The organism is Microbacterium sp. lyk4-40-TSB-66, from assembly GCF_030209475.1.
Classification (GTDB): Bacteria; Actinomycetota; Actinomycetes; order Actinomycetales; family Microbacteriaceae; genus Microbacterium.
Genome location: NZ_JARVRW010000015.1, coordinates 24206 through 44784, shown reverse-complemented (window position 1 = coordinate 44784; position 20579 = coordinate 24206). Strand labels below are relative to the sequence as shown.

Here is a 20579-nt window from a genome sequence, read left to right as displayed (position 1 = left end):
CGCTCACTCATCAGCACGTCTCTGCGCTCACCGACGACGCAGCGGTGCGGAGGTGCGCGTCGCCGCCATCTGGAAGACGTCATGGGCGGCATCCTGCGAGATCTCCTCGAGGTCGGACTCCAGCGGGAAGCGGATCGCGCGATCAAGCACTCCACGGGTGTCGGCGACCCACTCGTCGACATCGACGAGCACCTCGTCCGTCGTCGACGAGCCACCGCAGATGGAAGAACCAGCGCGAGGCCAAAGCGTGGATGGCATCCGGTGAAAGATCCGGGCGCACGCCGCCGAGTCGCCCTTGCACGCCGCCGCGCCGCCGTCCGGCTGATCGGTCAGGTCGGTGACGGGGAGACCATCGGATGCCGCGATGACGCCCTCGACATCGGCGACGAGTCTCGCCGCGTCCGTCGCCACCCCCTTCGCCACCTCGAGGACCGCCCGCCGGTCGGCAGTCGGCGTGTGAGCCTTCGGCCATCCGAGGTAGGCGGTGATGGCAGCGGACAGGATCGGATCGGTCGTCATGGTCTGGTCGTTCCTCTGATCGCGTCGCGGATGTGCGCGAGAGGGATATCGGCGACGGTGCTGAAGCGTGCGGCCCCGAGGTCGCTCGCGAAGAACCACTGAGCACCGTCTCGGCCGCGGGACAGGCGATATCCGTCGCCGCTCTTCTCGGTGAGGGAGAAACCCCCGCCGGGCTGGGCGACGCCGTCGTCTGAGAGCACGACCTTGCGGACTGCGCGACCGAGGCCGTGAGCCCGTCGGATGTCATTCCCGAAGAGAGCAGGGACGTACCGGGCGACATCGGCGTCGTTGTTCGCCTTCAACACGAGCTCACGGTCGACCCCCCGCCAGCTCTTGTCCACGCGCCAGCCCGAAATGTCGAAACTCACTCTCGGGGTCACCTCATCGACGGGGCATGCCGTGCTCCTCGGCCCCGCGGAGCGCTTCGCAAACGATCTCGCGCGCACCAACCTCTTCGATCATCTTCGACCTCGCTTCGGGATGATGAGAGCATCGCCGCGGCGACGCAGTTCCAAGACACGATCTCGCGCCAGTTGGTCCATTGAACGAGCGGACAGCGATCCAGCCACCGTCAACCTCCTGCAGATAGACGAAGTCGTGATGAGAAACGCGATAAGCCCATTCGACTTCCTACGCCGTCTGATCTTCGGAGAGCCCGCTAGCCGAGCCTGGTTGGACACCGACCAATCGCCTTTCACCTGCCGTTCCCGTCGAGCCAGTGCCACGGAAATCGGCGCGTTCACACCCGGCTCGGTGCGAGTTCCTCGCCGCGGACGTCGGTGAGTTCTTCCAGGGCGGCCGTGACCTCGTAGACACCGGCGTCTGTCCGTTCCAGGCCTGCCTGCCCGGCCCGGGTGGCGTCTCGCCCCAGATAGACGAGACGGGCGACCACGCGGTCTCCGTCGTTCCATCGCCGCACTACCTGAAACGGGAGATCTTTGTACCGAGCGGTGAGCCTCAGCGTGTAGGGCTGTTCGATCTGCGTGGCGTCGACGACCCACGCCCAGAGGCCCCGCTCGGTGAGCTTCGCATCCTCGGTGCGGGCGTACGACGCCAGCACGACGCGTCCGTTCTCCAACACGTCCGCGAGTACCGCCCCGCCGTTCCACCGGGCGAATCGCCCGCACACGTCGGATGGCAGTGCCCGGCCATGCCCGGGCTGCCAGCCCGAGGCGACGTTCGCATAGAGGGAGAGGAACTCCTCGCGACCGTCCGGATGGATACGCCACAACTCCGAACCTGGGGGGACGCGTGTCGGCTCGACCCACCACAGGGGCACGATCCCCTTATCCGTCGGTACGAATCCCGTTCCGGTGAAGGGGGCGGGCTCGATGAACCCTTCCCCGCCCACGCCCGTCGCGGCGACGAAGGTCAGCGAGTCGGCGCTCGCGAAGCGGAGGACGTCGACGAACGGGCTGCCCGCGAACGAGGGGTCGGACGTCGCATAGCCGTGCGCGTCGCGGATCTCGGACGGTGTCTGCGCCCACGCGGTGTCGGCCCGGCGCGCCACGAAGCCGGTCAGTAGCTCGTCGCCCTGAGTCCACAGGCGCAGACGCCCCGGGGTCACGATCTTCTGGAAGATGTCCATGGCATTCATTCTGTCGAGGAGTCGCGCCGGGGAACACGGCCGGGTACGTCGATCGGGGTCATCACCTCGCGGTAGTCCGCGAGCTCCGCGAAGGGCACGAGGAGAGAGATGCCTCCATTGCTCGTACGGTCGTCGTGCACCTCGGCTCGGGGGAGGGCGGCGATCGCGTCGCGCTCGAGTCCGCTGTCGAAGAACAGCATCGCGAGGTAGCGGTCGTCGTTGCGGTCGAGGAACATCCGTACGCGGCCCATCTCGGCTGTCCAGGTGGACACCAGCGGGATCCAATGCCCCTGGTAGAGACCCTCGGAGTCGACCCTTTGGATGCGGCGGACGTCCGCGGGGGAGACCTGCCGATGCCGGGTGCCCTCGTGGTCGTAGACGAAGATCTCCGGATCCGTCTCGCCGTCTCGGATCTGATGGGTTGCGGCGAACCAACCGTCCCCCGTCTCGACCCAGGTTCCGCTGACGCGCACGAGCGAGTGTCCGGTCAAAAGCTCACCCAGCCCTGTTTGGTCAGCACCGCGAACGGAATCTCCTCACCCGCGGGCGCGATCTTGTAGACCTCGCTACCGGGACCAATCTCGATGCGGCTCGGCAGGTGGTACTCGGGAATGATCTGCACGCCACCGTCGCCGACGAAGCCGTGGCCCAGAAACGGGTTCTCCGGGCCGAGCGGATCCATCCGGCCGGGGCGGTAGTACGGCTGCCCGGTGTTGTCGAAGAGATACCCCGCCCGTTCCCCGGCATCCAGCGAGGGCACCCGCAGGTCGACGTCGTCGGGGAGTGTAAAGCGCACCGCGTAGGTGTCGCCCGTCGGAGCCGTGAACTGGGCGGGGACGGTGCGGCCCGGACCGTAGTCCAATCCGAAGCCCCGCGCGATCTCGTCGGGCGTCGAGAGGTCCATGGCATCCGCCGCGCGCGCAATGAACCCGCCCACGGTGTCGGTGTCGCCGTAGACGCGGTTGAGGAGATTGTCGACATCCTGCTGCCCGAGGATTTTCTGCATGATCTCGCCGGGCTGCGGCTGCGGAATGCCCTCGCGGACGTCGAGGACGGTCCGCGCCTGCTCCGGGGTCAGCGAATCGAGCGGGCGACCGTGGATGAGGTCGTGGAGTTCATCGGGGGTCATGCCGTGCCGCGCAGCGCCGGAGTCCAAGGGGGACTGAGCACTCGGGAGTTGCGCGACCTGGTCGTGCGACATGCGCGGCTGGAAAGGATCGCCGTTGGGCATCCGCGGCACGTCGTCCACCGGCGGCTGGCCACCGCCATTGGACGAACCATCCTCACGGTTCGCGGGCCCAACCGCTTCGTCGCCGCGCCCCGAGTCGCCGCCGACACCGGTGGTGGACCCGCTATTGCTCACGTTATCGTCGCCGCGGCCGCCGCGGGCCGCACCGTCGTCGCCGCGGCCTGCGTCGCCGCCGCTCCCGGTCTCCGAACCTCGCTGCCCGCCATCGTGGCCGCTTCGGTGATCGGCCTCGGTCGAGGGGTTACGCACGACCGTCGCGTCGCCCGAGCTGGCCGGCTCGGCACGGACGGGGGAATGCTCCACGATCGAGTTCACCGGGCCGGGGCCGGTCTCGCCGCGCACGCCACCGGCGGTGACGAGTTCGGGCTCGCGCACGGGCGCCGGGACGGTGGCATCCACTCCGCCGTCGGTGCGGACGGGGACTTCTGCGCGCACCGGCACGTCGCCGCCGCGGACGCCGTCGAACGAACCGGCGGGCATCTCGATACGGCCCGAGGGGATCTCGGCGGTCGGCGGGAACTCGTACACCGGCACACCGTCGTCGATGCGCGCCGTGACGGTGCCCATGTCGACACCGGCGGTGTCGAGCGCGTTCAGCGCCGAGGACGCGTCGTCGGCGACGAAGGGCATGTCGGGGGTGTTCAGGTGGAAACCGTCGGTGGCGTCGGAGCCGAGCCGGCCGATGAGACCGTCGAGGCTGTGCAGCCCCGCGCCACCGAGCCGCATGGCGCCGTTCATCGCGAGCGCGGCGGGATCGACGAAGTCGACGACCCGCGCCATCTTCGACACGACGGATGCCGCGGTCGAGGCGGTCTTGACACCGGCGACGGCCGCGCCGCCGACGGGGATGAGCGCGGTGCCGACGTTGAAGACCGACTCGCCGAGAGCGGTGCCGGGGTCGTCCTGCCATTTGTCCCAGGCGATGAGGGCCTTGCCGGTGTTGATCGCCGCCTCGTCGGCCTGCGCCTTGAAGTCGCGCACCTCTTGGGGCAGGAAGCCGTCCATCCCCATGGACTGCATGAGGGAGTCCGACTGGAAGATGGGGGCGAGGATGCCGGTGTTCGCGGCGCCCGCGAAGAGCAGCATGCCGAGGTTGCCCCAGGCGGCGCCGTACGCCTCGCCCGAGAAGAAGTCACCCGTGGCCGGGTTGTAGCCGAGCACGAGAGTGCCGAGGCCCTCGACCGTGCCCCAGATGCCGCCGACGGCGATGCCCTCCCACAGGAAGTCCTTGAAGACGAAGTTGACGGTCGCCTCGCCGCAGCCTTCGGTGCGCTCGACCTCGGCACCCCAGGGCATCTCGGTGCCCTCGGGGATCTCCGAGATGCCGTAGCCGAGGGAGTCGTCTTCGGACTGCGCGGCCCGCAGCGGGGCGGCGCCGTACAGCGCCCGGATGCGGTTCGCGCACGCGCGCTCGGCCTCCCACAGCTTGACCTGCTGCGCGTTGACGGCGGCGAGCAGTTCGTTGTTGCGGTCGACGTGCTCCTGCGACTCGTGCCACTCCTTCGTGACCGTGCGGTACTGCTCGGGGGCCGCTTGCGTCGTCGTCGACGACCCCCACGATCCCTGGTAGGTCGGCATGGCGCTCGCCCCGCCGTAGGGCGACTGCGCCGCCGTCCACGCCGGGTTGATCTCGCGCACCTGGACACCACCCTGGATGGAGTCCACGAACGTCTTCGCGTCGGCGCGCAATGCGTCGAGCTCGGCCTTGATCGGACGGACGTCGGCGGCGAAGGCGACGAGCGCCGCCGACACCTCGGCGAGGTTGTCGCCGGCCTGCGTCGCCTGCGAACTCACGGGGGCCATGAGCCCGAGCAGCGTGGGCGACTCGGGCGCTTCGTAGACCGCCGCCATGCCCTGCCACGTGAAGTTCACGTTCGAGCCGTGCTCCGTCACCTGGCCCGAAATGGTGCCGACCGTGAGCGCGTTCTCTTCGATGGCATCCGGCTGGATGTCGGCGCCCGGGATCTTCTCGTAATCGATGGGGCTGGGCATCACATCACCCCGTTCGGAAGAGCCGGCGGGTACACCGCGGCGACGGCGGCGGATTGCGCGGTGGCGGCCATCTCCATGTCGCCGGCGACGTACGCCTCGGTGGCGGACACGACACCCTGGGCCGCCGCGCCGATGCGCGTGCTCATCCCCTGGATGCGCGGGCCCTCCTCTTGCTCGAAGTACGCCTGCACCGCCTCGGAGATCGCACCCGACTGCGTCGCCGTCACCGCTCCCTCGAGAGCCGGGCTCAGCGCGTTCAGCGCCGTGCCGAGTGCCTCGGCGTCGACGTTGACGTCCTGCAGCACGGATACGACGCCCGACGGCTGAATTCGCCACGCTGTCATCGCCCGATCCCCTTCACTTCTCTTCTGCGCGCGCGTCGCTCACCCCGGACGCCGCGCACCGGCGATGCCGGGCGCGCGACGGCGCCCGGCATCGTGCGGCCCGTGTCAGCCGATCGACTCCACCGCCGCGCGAGCCTTGCTCAGCGCGGTCTGGGCCGACTCGTCATTGCGCTCCAGCGAGGAACGCAGCGTCTGGATGATGCCGCGAACCTCGGCGGCGGCGTTCTTCCAGCGAAGCTCCTTGGCGCGGTAGTCCTCCGACACCCCGTCGGCGGAGTAGTCGGCCATGGCCGCCTGCACGTCGCGGTCGCGCTGGTCGATGAGCGACTCCAGCAATGCGGCGACGCGGTTGAAGTTGTCTTGGGCGTTCTGCGAGGCCGCGATCGAGTAGTCGCGACGATCTCCCTGGTTCACCATGAGTCAGTCCTCTCCGATTCTCAACGGGCGCCGAAGCGGGCGGCGTCGAACGACGAACCTGCTTCCAGGCCGGTGGTCTGGTCGACCATGGACGACTCGCCCTCCTGGAAGGAGCGGTCCATGCTCGAGATGCCGCCGAGCACGCCGTCGAGGGCGAGCTTCAGCTCGGAGGAGATCGCGTCGGTACGCGACTTGAAACGGTCGAACGCGGCGCGACCCGCGCCCTGGAACTGCCCCTCGAGCGGCTCCGCCGCCTCGAACAGTTGGCGCACCAGCAGGGACAGCTCATCACTCGACCCCGAGGTCGCCTTCGTCAGCACACCCAGAGTGTCGGAACCCATTGCGAACTTCACGAGCCCACCCTTCGATCGTGAACAACTTGCAGCGAACTCGACGACTCTAACCAGCGCTTCCGGACGACGAAGCGAATATGAGAGAACTCTCCTTTTTCGCGGCCGGGGGAGGAGGGGTCAGTCGCCCGCTTTCGCGGCGGCCTTCGCAGCGCGCTTGTGTTCGCGCACCTTGGTCAGCGACTCGGGGCTGACGATGTCGGCGACGGAGCGGAAGGACCCCTCCTCGCCGTACGGGTCGGACGCCTCCCGCCAGCCGGTGCCGTCGTATCCGCGCTGCTTGCCGAGCAGGGCGAGGAAGATCTTCGCCTTCTGCTCGCCGAACCCGGGCAGTGCCTTCAGACGCTTCAACACGGTCGCGCCGTCGGGGTCGTCGCGGGTCCAGATGTTCGCGGCGTCCCCGTCCCAGTCCTCCTCGATCGCGGCACACAGCGACTGGACGCGCTTGGCCATCGAGCCCGGGAAACGGTGCACCGCCGGCGACTGCGAGAACGCGGCGGCGAAGTCGTCGGGGTCGTCGTGGGCGATGGTGGCGGCATCCATCGACCCGGTGCGCTCCTGGATCTTCAGGGGTCCCGCGAACGCCGTCTCCATCGCGACCTGCTGGTCGAGCAGCATCCCGATCAGCAGCGCGAGCGGGTTGCTCGACAGCAGGTCGTCGGCGGCGGGGTCGTCGGTGATGCGCAGGCTCATGCCCCCATTCTCCCGCCGCTGCCCGCATCGGGCGTCGCCGGTCAGCCGCGGTCGGCGATCCACTTCTCGGCGAAGGGCACGACGTCCATCGTCGCGAGGTCGCGGGTGATCTCGTTCAGCTGGTCGGTGAAGTCGCCCACGTCGCCCACCGGCAGTCGCCTGACCATCGACCCGTCGACGCGACGGATCACGACCTCGCTCACCGACGGCGCGTCGCGGCCGGCGTCGAGGAGTCCGAGCACGACGGTGGCGGCCCAGCGCATCCCGTTGCGCGCGCGGTCCTCACCGGCGACGGCGTAGACCTCGGATGCCGGTGTGTTCACGGCATCCATCCTGCCCGAGCCGACCCCGCTCCCGTGCGGCGAGACCCCGCGGGAGGTGATCCGGGTAAGGGAGGACGGATGCCGCGGCTTCGGTCCTCCGCTCGCGGGTACTCCTCCGCCCGCGGGTTCTCCTCCGCTTGTCGGTGCGTGGGTGGATTCGAGCGGCCTCGCGGACGGCCCGGGACGGGAGGTGATCCGGGCAAGGGAGGACGGATGCCGTGGCCTTAATCCTCCGTTCGCGGGTTCTCCTGCGCTCGCAGTCGCACGCCCGCGGCGCAGCGGGTCAGCCCGCGTCGGCGATGCCGCGCTGGTCGAGGACGGCGGGGTCGAGGGCGGCGGGGCCGAGGGAGGCGGGGTCGGTGACCTCGATGCCGAACAGCGCGGAGAGCGCATCGACGTACTCGTCGGCGCGGCCGGTCTCGGCCAGCTCGTGCGCGCGCGTGGTAGGGGTGTGCAGCAGCACGCCCACGAGGTGGCGGAGGGCCTGCTCGGTCTGTCCCCCCTCGTCGCCGCGGGCGCGCACGCGCGCGACCTCGGCGTCGAGGACACCGAAGACGTGGGCGCGCAGGGCGACGACGGCCGGGGTGATGTTCTTGCGCTCGCCGACCGAGGTGAAGCGGCGCGCGGCGTCGCGCACGAGGTCGCGGGCGGCATCCGTCGCCTGCAGTTCGTCGAGCGGGGCGTGCAGGCGGATGGTCTCGAGATCGAGCAGATCGATGCCGGCGACGGTGGCGACGTCGGGGTCGACGTTGCGGGGGAGGCCCAGGTCGATCACGAGACGCCGCGACGTGTGGTCGACCGGGCAGCTGCCCGCGGCGACGGCGGTCTCGTACGCGCCCCGACCCGCGGCGAACGTGGCCGCGCTCAGCACGTAGTGCTCGGCGGTCGTGCACGTGATAACGAGGTCGGCGTGGGCGACCGCGCTCGGGAAGGTCTCGGCCGACACCGCGCGGAGGCCGTGCTTGAGGGCGAACTTCGCCGCGCGACCCGAGGGGGAGTGCACCGAGATGTCTTCGGCGCCCTGGTCGCGGAGGGCTGCGACCGTGGCGGCGGCGTAGGCGCCCGTGCCCACGAGGAGCACGCGCTGCGTCGACCAGTCGGCGATGCGGCTGTCGGCGAGCTCGAGGCCGAGGCGCACGAGCGATCGACCCGCGCGGCCGATGGCGGTGGAGTTCTTCACACCGCGCTGCGCCTCGGACGCGCGCTGGAACAGCCGCTCCAGTTCGGCGGAGGTGGTGCCGAGCTTGCGTGATTCGGTGAGGGCGCGGCGCACCTGGCCCGCGATCTCGCCCTCACCGACGACGACGGATTCGAGACCGGATGCCACCGAGAACAGGTGCTCGGCGACCTCGCTGCCGCCCAGCACGGTGTAGCCGCCCTCGAGCTCGCTGGCGGGCACGCCGGTGGCGGCTTCGATCGCGGCGAGGGTGGCCTCGATGCCGAGTGCGACGGCCGCGGTGACCGGCTCGTCCATGTCGACGTAGGCCTCGAAGCGGTTGCACGTCGCCACGACGACGGCGCCCTGCACGCACTCGTCGTGCGCGGCGATCAACGGGGCGACGGGTGTGCGGGGTACGCTGAGCCGCTCGAGGAGCTCGAAGGACGCGGTCTTGTGACTCGCGCTGACGCACAACAACACCTCATCATTCTACGCCCGGGTATCGCGAGGTGTTCCGGACGGCGTCTCGACGTCAAGGCATCCCCTTCGCGCCCAGAGGGCGGGTGGGAGGATGGATGCCATGGCCTCCCTCGATGCACCCCTCCTCCGCGCCCTCCGTGGCGACCGCCCCGAGCGGCAGCCGGTGTGGTTCATGCGGCAGGCGGGACGCTCGCTGCCGGAGTATCGGGAGCTGCGCGTGGGAACCCGCATGCTCGATGCGTGTCTGACGCCCGACCTCGCGGCCGAGATCACGCTGCAGCCGATCCGTCGCCATGACGTGGATGCCGCCATCTTCTTCAGCGACATCGTCGTGCCGTTGCGCCTCGCCGGTGTCGACGTGGTCATCGAGCCCGGCCGCGGCCCGGTCTTCGCCGATCCGGTGCGGACCGCCGACGATGTCGCGCGCATCACCGCGATCGACCCGGCCGATGTCGCCGCGGCCGCGGAACCCGTGCGCGAGGCCGCCCGCCGGGTCGTCGCCGAGCTGAGCGACGCCGTGCCCCTCATCGGCTTCGCGGGAGCGCCGTTCACGCTCGCCGCGTACCTGGTCGAGGGTGGCCCGTCGAAGGAGCACCTGCGCGCTCGCGGCATGATGCACGCCGACCCCTCCTCGTGGCACCGCCTGGCCGGCTGGCTCGCGAAGGTGTCGCGCGCGTTCCTCGACGCGCAGATCGAGGGCGGCGCCCAGGCGGTGCAGCTCTTCGACTCGTGGGCCGGTTCGATGTCGCCGTCGACCTTCCGCGAGTTCATCGCCCCGCACTCTCACGAGGCGCTCGAGGGCATCGAGGTCCCCCGCATCCACTTCGGTGTCGGAACAGGCGCGTTCCTCGACGACATGCGCCTGGGCGGCCTCGCCGACGCGGTCGGCGTCGACTGGAGGATGCCGCTCGACGAGGCCGCAGTCCTCGTCGGCCCCGACGTCACCCTGCAGGGCAACATCGATCCGGCGCTGCTCGGCGCCCCCTGGCCGGTGCTCGCCGCCCACGTCGACGACGTGCTGGCTCGCGGTCGCGCGGCGCGCGCGCACGTGCTGAACCTCGGCCACGGGGTGCCGCCCGACACCGATCCCGAGGTGCTGACGCGCATCGTCGCGCACGCGCACGGTCACGACGTGGACGCGGGCGTCGCTATCGCCCCGGGAAGCGACACGGCCGGCGAGAGCGCGCACGGGAACGCCGCGTGAGCGAGGCCCTCGACCGCCTGGTGAAGCACGCGCACGAGACGCGCGTGGTGGTCGTCGGCGGTGGTGTCTCGGGCCTCGTCGCCGCGCGCGAGTGCGCCAAGGTCGGGCTGCAGGTCACCGTGATCGAGGCGTCAGACGCCTTCGGCGGCGTCCTGCGTTCCGCGGAGGTCGCGGGAATGACCCTCGACGTGGGGGCCGAGAGCTACGCCACCCGGGGCGGGGTCGTCCGCGAGCTGCTCGCCGAACTCGACCTCGGTGACGCCGTCGTGTCGCCCAATTCGGCGGGGGCGTGGGTGGCGGGTGTGCCCGGCGTCGGGGCCGCGCCGCTGCCGAAGGGAGGGGTGCTCGGCATCCCCGACAATCCCTTCGCTCCCGACGTGCGCCGCATCATCGGCTGGTCGGGCGCGTGGCGCGCGTACCTCGATCGGGTGCGTCCGCCGCTGACCATCGGACACGCCCACAGCCTCGGGAAGCTCGTGCGCTCGCGCCTGGGCGCGCGGGTGCTGGAGCGTCTCGTCGCCCCCGTGACCAGCGGGGTCTACTCCGCGCGCCCCGACGACATCGACGTCGATCTGGCCGCTCCCGGTCTCAACGCCGCCCTCACCCGCACGGGCTCGCTCACGGGTGCCGTCGCGGAGCTCCGCGCGCGCCGGTCGGGTGCGCGGCCCGCCGACGCCCCGGCATCCGACGTGCCCGTCCCCTCCGCGCCGGCCAAGGCCGCCCCCGCGCCCGGCGGCGCGGTCGAAGGGCTGCGGGGAGGCATGTCGCGCCTCATCGACGCCCTGGTGGAGGGACTGCGCGAGAGCGGCGTCGACCTTCGCACGGGAGTGGCCGCCACGACCCTCGCCCCCGCGGGCGACGGGTGGGCGATCGGCACCTCGCCCGGCGACGAGCCCCTCACCGCCCGCGCCGTGATCGTGGCGCTGCCCGAGGGGCCGGCGCGCGCCCTGCTGGCGCCGGTGGTCCCCGGACTCGAGGTGAGCGAGCCGATCGCCCCGGTGGTCGAGGTGGTGACTCTGGTGGTGAACGCCCCGGTGCTCGATCGCGCTCCCCGCGGCACCGGCGTGCTGACGGTGCCCGGCAGCCACACCGCCAAGGCCCTCACCCACTCGAGCGCGAAGTGGGACTGGGTCCGGGATGCCGCTGAGCCCGGCGTCCACGTCGTCCGGGTGTCGTTCGGGGCGCAGGGCGAAGAGCCCGCCACCGCGGCGCTCGACGACGATGCCGCGGCCCGCCTCGCTCTGTCGGAGGCGGCGGCTCTGCTCGGCGTCGAGCTGCCGGCATCCGTTCTCGTGGCCGCGCACCGCTCTCGCTGGGTGCAGTCCCAGCCCGCCGCCACGATCGGGAGGGCGGCCGTGACCGCCGCGGCGCGCGGAGCGGTGCGGGCCGTCCCCGGTCTCGGCGCGACCGGGGCGTGGATCTCGGGCACGGGACTCGCGCAAGTGATCCCGGACGCGCGTGAAGAGGCCGATCGCGTGCGCAGTGCGGCGCTCTGGCGCAACTGAGCGTCGTGGCGATCGACCATACGGGCTCCCGTGTCAAGGGCGGATGCCGGGACCGGCATACATCGCTACTGTGAGACTCGACCAGCACTCGATCGAGCGTGAGGAGACCCCATGAGGGGCAAAGCAGCACTCGTCGTCGGACTCGTGGCGGGCTACGTGCTCGGAGCACGCGCCGGCCGCCAGCGTTACGAGCAGATCAAGGAGCAGGCCGAGAAGGTCTGGGACCAGCCCGCCGTACAGGGACAGGTCGAGAAGGTGAAGGCGCTCGGCGTCTCCGCCCTCAAGTCCGTCCCCGGTGTGGTGTGGAAGGGCGCGAAGTCGGTCACCAACGCGGCGTCGGGCTCGGGCACGGTCCAGGAGCGCGCCGAGCGCGCCGGACGTGCGGCCAAGAAGTCGGCCCATGAGGTCGCCGACGTGGTCGAGGACTCCGTGGATGACGCGAAGAAGGCCGAGAAGACGGCCACCGCGCGGGCCAAGGCGGCCCAGAGCGGCTCCGACGCGTCGGGAAGCTGACGCGCATGACGACTCCTCGCGGATTCCGCGACCGTTCCGATGACGGTCTGTTCACCCTCATCGGCGACATCCCCGAACTGGTGCGCAACCTCGTCGTCGCCGAGATCAACGGTGCGAAGGCGTGGGCGCAGCGCACGGCGAAGGACGCCGGGATCGGCGCCGGCTGGTTCGTCGGAGCGCTGGTCGTGCTGTTCTGGGCCGTTCCGGTGTTCTTCGCCTTCGTCATCGCCGGTCTGTCGTCGTGGTGGCCCGTGTGGCTGTCGGCCCTCGTGGTCTTCGGCGTGATGGTCGTCATCACTGCAATCCTGGCGTTGCTGGGCTACCTGCGATTCAAGAAGCTGTCGAACCGCGAGAACCCGGGCAGGGCCATCGCCGAAGACGTCCGCATCGTGAAGGAGGCCCGCGATGAGTATTGATCGTCCCGTCCCCGTGCCCCGCACCGCCGTGCCGCTCGGGATCTCCGACCCCGTCGAGGCGGCCCGTGCCGAGCTGAAGGCCGCGTTGGCGGCTATCGAGGTCAAGGCGAACGTCCCGCGTCGCGCGAGCGACGCCGTCGACCGTACGGTCCACGATGTGCGTGCCAAGGCGCAGGCGAACCCCGCCGCGGCCGCCGCCGCCGTGGGGGGTGTCGCGATCGCCGTCGGCCTCGCCGTGTGGGGGATCGTCCGCGCGTACACGCGCTGACGATCCGCGCCCGGCAATTCAAGAACTCCCTGCGGGGAGGTCGCCCGCACAGGGCGGCCTCCCCGTTTCTGCGTCGAGCGCTATGCGATCTATGCCGCTCAGGCCCTCCCGGTCCGGCTCGAGGCTGCAGCGGGTCCGGGCCGGGCCCGATCCGTCTTCCAACGGGGTGGGCGCCCGCCTCGACCGGTCGGGTACGGGTCCGGATGGACGCGGGTGCGAAGGGTGCTACGCGCTCCGTCTCGCTCGTCGGGTCCGGACGCAGACCATCAGAGACGCGCCGAAGACGAGCAGGACGAGGGCTCCCGCGGCCGCTGGCCAGGGCTCCCCACCGATCCCCGAGCTCGCAAGGACCTTCCGACCGGACGCGTCGACCGATCGCGCCGCCATGTCGTGCGCGGAGGCACCCGACGCCGACGATTCCGCGGTGCCGACCGGAGTCGCGTCGGTCGGATCCGGGGTGACGCCCGCACCCGGGGTGGCCCCCGGATCGCCCGGCGTCCCCACGCCGACGCTGGGGAAGTCGTAGTGATCGTCGACGCGAACTGCGGCGACGGTGGCGCTACGCACCTCCGTCTCGTTCGCCACCTCGGCGGTGCGCGCGGTGAAAGAACATCGGAGGGTGATCCGCCCCGACTCCCCGGCCGCGCCGCCCGTGTTCCAGCCGGCGTCCGTCACCAGGGCCAGCAGGTCGAGATGCGAGCCGAACGGGACGACCTTGGTGAAGGGCTTCCCCGTACGCGACCACGCCGTCCACGCCACATCGCCGTACTGCATGACCGAGCTCGTGTTCCAGGCGGGGGCGATGCACACGGCGGTTCCGTCGGCGGCGCGGTCGACGGTGACATCTGTGGTGGCGACGGGTCCGCTGAGGCTCGGGTTGGGCACGTGAGACGTGATCCACGCTTCCAGGGCTGGCCCGCACCGGGTTTTCGCACCCCAGGTGGTGAGGGCGCAGTCGGGAACGGGGGCGCTCGGCCAGAGCGTGCCGGCGGCAGCGGGGTCGCCCTCGTAGTGCTGCCCGTTGGCCGCGTCGATCGGGGCGAGCCACGACGGACCACTCTGGGCGAACGACTCGCCGCGGGTGGTGAACATCTGGTCGATGATGGTCGCGCATTCCTGGTCGAAGTGGGGCTCCCCGCGGCACTCGCGCTCCTTGTCGAGCATCACCATGCTGTCGACCTCGGGGTTGAGCGGAGTGATGCGGTTCAGGTTCTGCACCGACAGGCTCGGCTCGATCGAGAGTCGGTTGACCCACCAGGACGCCACCGACTCATGACACACGATGCCGTCCTCGGTTGCGACGAAACATTTGACGCTCATCTTGGCGTCGTCCAGAACGCGCGGCGGGAAGTCGAACTTCAGCCACAATCGCGAGTGCGGGAACGACAGGCCCGTGCCGCGGGACCACTCGGGTATCGGACTCCGCCACATCGGGAAGTCGTGACTAGCGGCCTCGTTCGGCATCCACACGGTCGTGTCGGCCTTGACGGTGAACGCGTGCGCGGGATCGGTGCCGGTCGCCGCCGGTGCGACGGAATCCTTCATGACCGTGAGGATGTCCAGTGGAGCGAAGGGATCTACGCCGGAGCTCTGCCACCCGGTGCTCGACCGCCACTGCATCGCCTCCGCCCGCGTCGTCGTCTGCACCGTCGGGTGCGTCGCACGGTAGCCGTTGCTCAAGTCGGACCACTGCGAGGAACCCGCCGGGACGAACCCATCGATTCCGTAGGCCAAGACCGCGCCGGCCGTCGTCGACCAGGTCCCGGTCGTCCACGCCGCGGGGAAGGTGGCGGGATCCCTCGCCCACACTCGGGATGCCACCCCCACCGGTGCTCCGGCTGAGGGGAGGGGATCTTCGGCTGGAGTCCCGGCTGCCCGGGGTGTCGTGGGTTGATACGACAGTCCGTGCACGTCAGTACCCATGTTCATCACGACGTTCGCGTCGCTGATCGGCACCCCGACCTCGCGCCACTCGGCGGCGAAGCCGCTGTAGACGGTCTTCGCGAAAATGAGGCCGCCCTCGCACGTGGCTCTCGCCATGGCCGGGCCGTTGGTCTTCGCCAGGGCGCACACCCTCGCGGAATCCTCGACGCTGAGGGGGCCGTGGGCGGTGACGTATTCCCTGCTGACCCGCATGAGCGATGCCTGCTGGTGGAGGTAGGTGCCCTGCGCGACGGCGGTCTGCCAGAACGAGACGAGCTTTTGCAAGGGGTCGTAGTAGTCGCGATCATCGAGCCACGCGCCGTGATCGTTCGCCGGCATCCCGCTCAACGCCGCTGCGGAGGTGTTCTCGATCTTCCAGTCGTTGAGGTAGGCACGCCCGCAGCTCTGGATGATGCCCGCGACGCCTCCTGTGGTGCCCATGTCCGCATGCACGCTGCGGAGGGACTCCGCGAAGGCGCTGTGGTCGGGGAGGATGGCTTCGCTCTCGCCGGTCGTGTACGCGATGAAGGAGTTGATCGCGACCTTGAGGTCGTCCTCGCCGGCGGTGCCCACGCGCACCTCATCGATCTTGTCGACGACGTTCGCGTAGGCGTCGTTCGCGGCAGCCAGCTTGGCGAGATAGTCGCGCGGTCGGCTGGCCTGCACGGCGCAGGTGCCGGTGAGAACGTCCTGACCGACCGTGGCGATCTCCGCCTCGATCGTCACGAGCGAGTTCTGCACCTGATCGATCTTGTGCTCGATGTCGTCGAGCTGCTTCAGGCGTTCCAGTACATCGCCGATCGACGGAGCGGACGAGCCGCCGAAGATCGCCGAGATCAAGGGGGAGGCGATCGAGAGAGCGGTGTTCCAAGGCCCGGTCTTGAGACCGAACAGCCCCTCGGCCCATCCGAGTCCGGTCTGCATGCTGGTGATCCAGCTCTGCGCGTCGTCCTCCCACGCGGCCTGCGCCGGCGCGGGGGCGGCGACGACGTTGCCGGCGACGATGACCGCTCCCGCCAGGACGGCGGCCGGGTATTTCAGGTAGCGGCGGGACCGTGCGGCGGTGCGCGAGCGGAGCATGGGGCCTCGAATCGGTTCGGGTCTTCGCGCGGCGGCGCAGTTCACTGTGGCAGGTGCGGGAGGGCGGCGCCACCTGTACGTGAGCGGCGGCGAGTCGACCTGCCTTGACGGCCGTATGCCCCCTCGACCTTCAGGGATCGGCTCCGGCCTAGGGCTCGGCGGCGAACAACCCCTGCAGCAGATCCTCGAAGTACTCCGGCGTCACCGCGATCGGGCCGGCGTACGCGTGGTCGAACCCGGCGATGGCGTAGAGCAGCAGCGCGACGAACAGAGCGAGCATCCCCGACATCAGCAGGTGGACGCGGAGGTTGCGAACCTCGATGAGGCCGATGAGGATGGCGTTCAGAACGGCGCCCACGGCCAGCACGATCCACAGGACGCTCGGGAGCGCCAGGTGGGTGAGCGCGATGCGCTCCCGGCGGCTCTCCACGAGCGCGTGGAACTGATCGAGCGACTGCTGCACGTAGAGGATCTCGGCGGGAGAGGTCGGTTGCACGGCGGCGATGGCCTGCTGCATCGCCGTGATGCTGGCATCCGTCTCCGCCGGGATCTGCAACCGCCGCTGCTCGGGCCAGTCGAGCTCGATGACGTCGCGCGTGTACTGATTGATCTGCTGCTGCAGCTGCGTCGACTCCGGTTCCGGCAGGAGCGCTGCGGTGCGGTACAGCGCCGCGAGCGTCGAGGACTCCTCGAGCACCACCCCGTCGACCTCGGTGAAGTTGCCGTAGGCGGCCGCGGCGATCAGCGCCAGGGTCACGCCGTAGAAGACGCCGTAGGCGCCGACCGCGTAGCTGAGGACGCGATCCCACTCCTCACCCTGGGGAGCGACCCGGAAGACCCACTTGCGCAGGATGAGCAGAATCGCGCACGAGCCGCCGACCACGAGCACGATGAACACCGGCAGTCCCACGGACATCGGCAGGTCGTAGAGCCACATCCGGCACCCCTTCGCGGCGGCGTCCCCCGACGCCGTCGTCGCACAGTACCAATCAGGGGCGGCGCGCCGCACCTGTCGGTCTTCCACCGGTGAGTCAACCGGTTTGGCCCGCCGCCGCGGCGAGACGAGACTAGGACGCATGTCCCACGACAGCTCCTCTTCCGTGTACACGCTGTGGGCGGTCTTCCGCCGCGATCCCGAGAACCCCGTCACCGCCGTCGATGCGACCGAGCTCGCCGACCTCGTCTCGCTCGTCGAGGCCGACGGCGTCACCGTCCGAGGCTTCTACGACGTCAGCGGCCTCCGCGCCGACGCCGACCTCATGGTGTGGCTGCACGGCGAGGACCCCCAGGCACTCCAGCGCGACCTGCGCCGCCTCCGTCGCACGGAGCTGCTGAAGAACCTCCTGCCGACGTGGAACGCCATGGGCGTGCACCGCGACGCGGAGTTCAACCGGTCGCACGTTCCCGGGTTCCTCCGTGGCATCGAGGCGCAGCAGTGGCTCTGCCTCTATCCCTTCGTGCGCAGCTACGAGTGGTACCTCCTTCCCGAGGAGGAGCGCCGTGAGATGCTCATCGAGCACGGCAAGAAGGGGTCGCAGTACCGCGGCGTCATCGCCAACACGGTGGCATCCTTCGCCCTCGGCGACTACGAGTGGCTCCTGCCGATGGAGGCCGACGTGCTCACCGACCTCGTCGACATGATGCGCGACCTGCGTTACACCGAGGCCCGCCGGCACGTGCGCGAGGAGGTGCCGTTCTACACGGGTCGCCTCGTCACCCTCGACGAGATCCCCGAGATCCTGCAGTGAGCGAAGTCCTGCGTCTCGGCACGCGTCGCAGCGCCCTCGCGATGACGCAGTCGCAGACCGTCGCCGACGCCGTGGCCGCGGTGTCGGGTCGTGTCGTCGAACTGGTGCCGATCGTGTCGGAGGGAGACGTCAACCGCGCCTCCCTGTCGCAGCTGGGCGGGCGCGGGGTGTTCGCGAACGGTCTGCGCGAGGCGCTCGCGGCCGACCGCTGCGACTTCCTGGTGCACTCGCTGAAAGACCTGCCCACGCTGCAGCCCGAGGGGCTGGTCATCGCGGCCACGCCCGCACGAGAGGACGCCCGCGACGTCGTCGTTACCCGCGACGGCACCCCGCTCGGCTCGCTCCCGGCGGGTGCCCGGGTCGGCACCGGTTCCCCTCGCCGTGTCGCGCAGGCCCTGCGGCACAACCCGCGGATCGACATCCGCGACATCCGCGGCAACGTCGACTCGCGGCTCGCGCGGGTGCGCGACGGAGAGTTGGATGCCGTCATCCTCGCGGCCGCGGGCATCTCGCGCCTCGGCGGTGACCTCGGCGGACTGCACGCGGAGGAACTGGGCCTCGGGGAGTGGCCGACCGCCCCCGGACAGGGGTCGCTCGCCGTCGAGACCCGCACCGACATCGACCCCGAGATCCACGACGCCCTCGCCCGGCTCGACGACGCGCACACCCGCACCGCGATCACGGCGGAGCGCACGGTGCTCTCGGCTCTGGACGCCGGATGCAGCGCGCCCGTGGGCACGCACGCGGCGATCGCCGACGGTGACCTGCGGCTGCGCGCCATCGTCTACGCCCTCGACGGCTCCCGCCGGATCGGCATCGATCGGACGGTGCGTCTCGACACGGGGTATGCTCGGGAACCTGGCAGTGGCAATGATGCGGATGCTGCCGACGACGGGGGACCCATTGCGCGTGCGACGCGTGCGGGCCAAGAAGCCGCGCGTCGGTTGCTCGAACGCGGGGCGGCCGACCTGGTACCACGAGAGTCGACCACATGAATGAAGGCCACTGGCACACGCCGAACCCCTCGACGGGCAGCGTGCCCAAGCCGCTTGCCGGGCGGCGCGTCCTCGTGCCGCGCGGCGGACCCTGGGGCGACGGCGTCGCTGCGCGACTCCGGCAGCTCGGTGCCGTCCCGGTCATCGCACCGCTGATCAACTTCGCGCCGACGAACGACCAGGCCACCCTCGACGAAGCCCTGGCCGATCTCGCCTCCGGTGCCTTCGACTGGCTCACACTCACCAGCGCGACGACCGTCGACGTGCTCTACGCCTACAAGGCGGTCATCCCCGCGCAGACCCGCGTCGCGGTCGTGGGCGAGACGACCGCCGCCGCCATGCAGGCGGTCGGGTATCGCGTCGATCTGGTCCCCGAGCGTGACAACTCCGCCCAGGGCATGGCCGAGCAGATGATCGACCTCGAGTCCGAGCCCCGCAAGGTGCTCACCCTGCGCAGCGAGATCGCCAAGCCGGTGCTCACGCGCCTGCTCATCGAAGCCGGACACGACGTGCGCAGCGTCGTGGCGTACCGCACCGTCGGGGTCCCCGTCTCCGACAAGATCGCCGGCGACGTGCACTCCGGCCGGATCAACGCGATCCTCGTCACGAGCGGCTCGGTCGCCGAACAGGTGGTCGAGCAGTTCCCCGACATCCCGGCATCCACCGTCATCGCCGCCATCGGACCGCGCACCGCGAAAGACGCCAAGCGCGCCGGCCTCAGCGTCGACGTCGTCGCCGAACGCCAGACGGTCGACGCGCTCATCGAGGCGGTCGCCCGTTTCCCCGTCCCCACCGAATCGACCCCATGAGCTTCCCCGAGCACCGCCCGCGGCGCCTGCGCCGCACCCCCGCCGTCCGTCGCCTCGCCCGCGAGACGCACCTCGTGCCCTCTCAGCTCGTGCTGCCCCTGTTCGTACGTGAGGGCATCGCCGAGCCGAGCCCGATCGGCTCCATGCCCGGTACCGTCCAGCACTCCGTCGATTCGCTCCGCCGTGCGGTCGCCGACGCCGCGGAGCAGCGCATCGGCGGCGTCATGCTGTTCGGCGTGCCCGAGGTGCGCGACGCCGTCGGCTCGGGCGCCGACGACCCGGCCGGCATCCTGAACCGCGCGACCGAGGCGGTCGTCGCCGAGGTGGGCGACGCGCTGGTGGTGCAGACCGACCTCTGCCTCGACGAGTTCACCGACCACGGGCACTGCGGCGTCCTGCGCGACGACGGTGCCGTCGACAACGACGCCACCCTCGAGCGCTACACCGCGATGGGTCTCGCGCAGGCGCGCGCGGGCTCGGCGATGCTGGGGCTGTCGGGGATGATGGACGGCCAGGTCGGCGCGGTGCGCGAGGCCCTGGATGCCGAGGGCTTCACCGACACGCTGATCCTGGCGTACTCCGCGAAGTACGCCGGAGCGTTCTACGGCCCGTTCCGCGAGGCCGTCGACTCGCAGCTCACAGGTGACCGCCGCTCGTACCAGCTCGATCCCGGCAACGGGCGCGAGGGCGTGCGCGAGGCGCTGCTCGATGTCGAAGAGGGCGCCGACGTCGTCATGGTCAAGCCGGCGCTGCCGTACCTCGACGTGCTCGCCGACGTGAAGGCGTCGGTCGACGTGCCGGTGTGGGCCTATCAGGTGTCGGGCGAGTACGCGATGGTCGAGGCCGCTGCGGCCCACGGCTGGATCGACCGCCGGGGCGCGATCATGGAGAGCCTGCTCGGCATCCGACGTGCCGGCGCCGACGCGATCCTGACGTACTGGGCCGTCGAGGCCGCTCGCTGGCTGCGCGCCGAGCTGTAGGCATTCTTTCGCGTGAGTCGCCAA

General features: G+C 70.5%; 22 protein-coding genes. 9 read left to right on the top strand and 13 right to left on the bottom strand.

Annotation, left to right across the window (positions count from 1 at the left end; genetic code table 11):
• Positions 1–27 precede the first annotated feature (27 nt).
• From QRO03_RS15855 to QRO03_RS15805, 11 genes are all read right to left on the bottom strand, one after another.
• Positions 28–519 carry a hypothetical protein gene (locus QRO03_RS15855; protein ID WP_285138461.1) on the bottom strand — a complete coding sequence of 164 codons (492 nt, stop codon included), beginning with the start codon at positions 517–519 and terminating at the stop codon, positions 28–30.
• Positions 516–887, bottom strand: coding sequence for an Imm61 family immunity protein (locus tag QRO03_RS15850; RefSeq protein WP_285138460.1), 372 nt, complete (start codon positions 885–887; stop codon positions 516–518). Before QRO03_RS15850 ends, QRO03_RS15855 begins: the two co-directional genes overlap by 4 nt.
• Positions 888–1258: 371 nt before the next feature.
• On the bottom strand, positions 1259–2107 hold the full coding sequence (locus QRO03_RS15845) for a hypothetical protein (protein ID WP_285138459.1): 849 nt from the start codon (positions 2105–2107) through the stop codon (positions 1259–1261).
• A 5-nt stretch (positions 2108–2112) separates the two neighbouring features.
• Positions 2113–2580 (bottom strand): hypothetical protein, encoded by a 468-nt coding sequence (locus QRO03_RS15840; protein ID WP_285138458.1) that lies wholly within the window; start codon positions 2578–2580, stop codon positions 2113–2115.
• A gap of 14 nt (positions 2581–2594) precedes the next feature.
• Complete coding sequence (locus QRO03_RS15835; protein WP_285138457.1) at positions 2595–5348, bottom strand: hypothetical protein; 2754 nt, start codon at positions 5346–5348, stop codon at positions 2595–2597.
• On the bottom strand, positions 5348–5692 hold the full coding sequence (locus QRO03_RS15830; RefSeq protein WP_285138456.1) for a DUF6507 family protein: 345 nt from the start codon (positions 5690–5692) through the stop codon (positions 5348–5350). The genes QRO03_RS15835 and QRO03_RS15830 overlap by 1 nt, the downstream gene beginning before the upstream one ends.
• A gap of 105 nt (positions 5693–5797) precedes the next feature.
• Positions 5798–6109 (bottom strand): pore-forming ESAT-6 family protein, encoded by a 312-nt coding sequence (locus QRO03_RS15825; protein WP_055951837.1) that lies wholly within the window; start codon positions 6107–6109, stop codon positions 5798–5800.
• A 20-nt stretch (positions 6110–6129) separates the two neighbouring features.
• Entirely contained in the window at positions 6130–6462 is a 333-nt protein-coding gene (locus tag QRO03_RS15820; protein ID WP_055951834.1) for a hypothetical protein, read from the bottom strand.
• Between the two features lie 117 nt (positions 6463–6579).
• Entirely contained in the window at positions 6580–7152 is a 573-nt protein-coding gene (locus QRO03_RS15815; RefSeq protein WP_285138455.1) for an HhH-GPD-type base excision DNA repair protein, read from the bottom strand.
• A gap of 41 nt (positions 7153–7193) precedes the next feature.
• Positions 7194–7475 carry a hypothetical protein gene (locus QRO03_RS15810; RefSeq protein ID WP_285138454.1) on the bottom strand — a complete coding sequence of 94 codons (282 nt, stop codon included), beginning with the start codon at positions 7473–7475 and terminating at the stop codon, positions 7194–7196.
• Between the two features lie 283 nt (positions 7476–7758).
• Positions 7759–9114: a glutamyl-tRNA reductase gene (locus QRO03_RS15805; RefSeq protein WP_285138453.1), complete on the bottom strand. Its 1356-nt coding sequence runs from the start codon at positions 9112–9114 to the stop codon at positions 7759–7761.
• A gap of 100 nt (positions 9115–9214) precedes the next feature.
• Between QRO03_RS15805 and hemE the strand changes: the two genes are divergently transcribed.
• From hemE to QRO03_RS15780, 5 genes are all read left to right on the top strand, one after another.
• The gene (gene hemE / locus QRO03_RS15800; protein WP_285138452.1) at positions 9215–10318 is read left to right on the top strand and encodes a uroporphyrinogen decarboxylase; all 1104 of its coding nucleotides are present in this window, start codon (positions 9215–9217) and stop codon (positions 10316–10318) included.
• Positions 10315–11823: a protoporphyrinogen oxidase gene (hemG, locus tag QRO03_RS15795; RefSeq protein ID WP_285138451.1), complete on the top strand. Its 1509-nt coding sequence runs from the start codon at positions 10315–10317 to the stop codon at positions 11821–11823. The genes hemE and hemG overlap by 4 nt, the downstream gene beginning before the upstream one ends.
• A gap of 111 nt (positions 11824–11934) precedes the next feature.
• On the top strand, positions 11935–12336 hold the full coding sequence (locus QRO03_RS15790) for a hypothetical protein (protein WP_285138450.1): 402 nt from the start codon (positions 11935–11937) through the stop codon (positions 12334–12336).
• Between the two features lie 5 nt (positions 12337–12341).
• Positions 12342–12752, top strand: a complete 411-nt coding sequence (locus QRO03_RS15785) for a phage holin family protein (protein WP_285138449.1) — start codon at positions 12342–12344, stop codon at positions 12750–12752.
• Entirely contained in the window at positions 12742–13020 is a 279-nt protein-coding gene (locus QRO03_RS15780) for a hypothetical protein (protein WP_285138448.1), read from the top strand. The genes QRO03_RS15785 and QRO03_RS15780 overlap by 11 nt, the downstream gene beginning before the upstream one ends.
• 225 nt (positions 13021–13245) lie before the next feature.
• Here QRO03_RS15780 and QRO03_RS15775 read toward each other — a convergent pair whose 3' ends face one another.
• Both QRO03_RS15775 and QRO03_RS15770 read right to left on the bottom strand, forming a co-directional pair.
• Positions 13246–16023 (bottom strand): hypothetical protein, encoded by a 2778-nt coding sequence (locus QRO03_RS15775; protein ID WP_285138447.1) that lies wholly within the window; start codon positions 16021–16023, stop codon positions 13246–13248.
• Between the two features lie 148 nt (positions 16024–16171).
• Positions 16172–16960: a bestrophin-like domain gene (locus QRO03_RS15770; protein WP_285138446.1), complete on the bottom strand. Its 789-nt coding sequence runs from the start codon at positions 16958–16960 to the stop codon at positions 16172–16174.
• Between the two features lie 139 nt (positions 16961–17099).
• Here QRO03_RS15770 and hemQ point away from each other — a divergent pair, with 139 nt between their 5' ends.
• From hemQ to hemB, 4 genes are read left to right on the top strand one after another with little or no spacing between them, the layout of a single operon-like run.
• On the top strand, positions 17100–17771 hold the full coding sequence (gene hemQ / locus QRO03_RS15765) for a hydrogen peroxide-dependent heme synthase (protein WP_285138445.1): 672 nt from the start codon (positions 17100–17102) through the stop codon (positions 17769–17771).
• A complete protein-coding gene (gene hemC / locus QRO03_RS15760) occupies positions 17768–18766 on the top strand; it encodes a hydroxymethylbilane synthase (RefSeq protein ID WP_285138444.1) in 999 nt (332 codons plus the stop codon). The genes hemQ and hemC overlap by 4 nt, the downstream gene beginning before the upstream one ends.
• A complete protein-coding gene (locus QRO03_RS15755; RefSeq protein ID WP_285138443.1) occupies positions 18763–19575 on the top strand; it encodes a uroporphyrinogen-III synthase in 813 nt (270 codons plus the stop codon). Before hemC ends, QRO03_RS15755 begins: the two co-directional genes overlap by 4 nt.
• A complete protein-coding gene (hemB, locus tag QRO03_RS15750; RefSeq protein ID WP_285138442.1) occupies positions 19572–20555 on the top strand; it encodes a porphobilinogen synthase in 984 nt (327 codons plus the stop codon). The genes QRO03_RS15755 and hemB overlap by 4 nt, the downstream gene beginning before the upstream one ends.
• Positions 20556–20579 lie beyond the last annotated feature (24 nt).

What these genes read in the sequence shown, in the direction of transcription:
- QRO03_RS15815 (WP_285138455.1), bottom strand. Translation starts at nt 7,152, where the DNA reads ATGAGCCTGCGCATCACCGACGACCCCGCCGCCGACGACCTGCTGTCG.
- QRO03_RS15790 (WP_285138450.1), top strand. Translation starts at nt 11,935, where the DNA reads ATGAGGGGCAAAGCAGCACTCGTCGTCGGACTCGTGGCGGGCTACGTG.
- QRO03_RS15770 (WP_285138446.1), bottom strand. Translation starts at nt 16,960, where the DNA reads ATGTGGCTCTACGACCTGCCGATGTCCGTGGGACTGCCGGTGTTCATC.
- hemQ (WP_285138445.1), top strand. Translation starts at nt 17,100, where the DNA reads ATGTCCCACGACAGCTCCTCTTCCGTGTACACGCTGTGGGCGGTCTTC.
- QRO03_RS15835 (WP_285138457.1), bottom strand. Translation starts at nt 5,348, where the DNA reads ATGCCCAGCCCCATCGATTACGAGAAGATCCCGGGCGCCGACATCCAG.
- hemE (WP_285138452.1), top strand. Translation starts at nt 9,215, where the DNA reads ATGGCCTCCCTCGATGCACCCCTCCTCCGCGCCCTCCGTGGCGACCGC.
- QRO03_RS15755 (WP_285138443.1), top strand. Translation starts at nt 18,763, where the DNA reads ATGAATGAAGGCCACTGGCACACGCCGAACCCCTCGACGGGCAGCGTG.
- QRO03_RS15855 (WP_285138461.1), bottom strand. Translation starts at nt 519, where the DNA reads ATGACGACCGATCCGATCCTGTCCGCTGCCATCACCGCCTACCTCGGA.
- hemB (WP_285138442.1), top strand. Translation starts at nt 19,572, where the DNA reads ATGAGCTTCCCCGAGCACCGCCCGCGGCGCCTGCGCCGCACCCCCGCC.
- QRO03_RS15825 (WP_055951837.1), bottom strand. Translation starts at nt 6,109, where the DNA reads ATGGTGAACCAGGGAGATCGTCGCGACTACTCGATCGCGGCCTCGCAG.
- QRO03_RS15845 (WP_285138459.1), bottom strand. Translation starts at nt 2,107, where the DNA reads ATGGACATCTTCCAGAAGATCGTGACCCCGGGGCGTCTGCGCCTGTGG.
- QRO03_RS15830 (WP_285138456.1), bottom strand. Translation starts at nt 5,692, where the DNA reads ATGACAGCGTGGCGAATTCAGCCGTCGGGCGTCGTATCCGTGCTGCAG.
- QRO03_RS15785 (WP_285138449.1), top strand. Translation starts at nt 12,342, where the DNA reads ATGACGACTCCTCGCGGATTCCGCGACCGTTCCGATGACGGTCTGTTC.
- QRO03_RS15775 (WP_285138447.1), bottom strand. Translation starts at nt 16,023, where the DNA reads ATGCTCCGCTCGCGCACCGCCGCACGGTCCCGCCGCTACCTGAAATAC.
- QRO03_RS15780 (WP_285138448.1), top strand. Translation starts at nt 12,742, where the DNA reads ATGAGTATTGATCGTCCCGTCCCCGTGCCCCGCACCGCCGTGCCGCTC.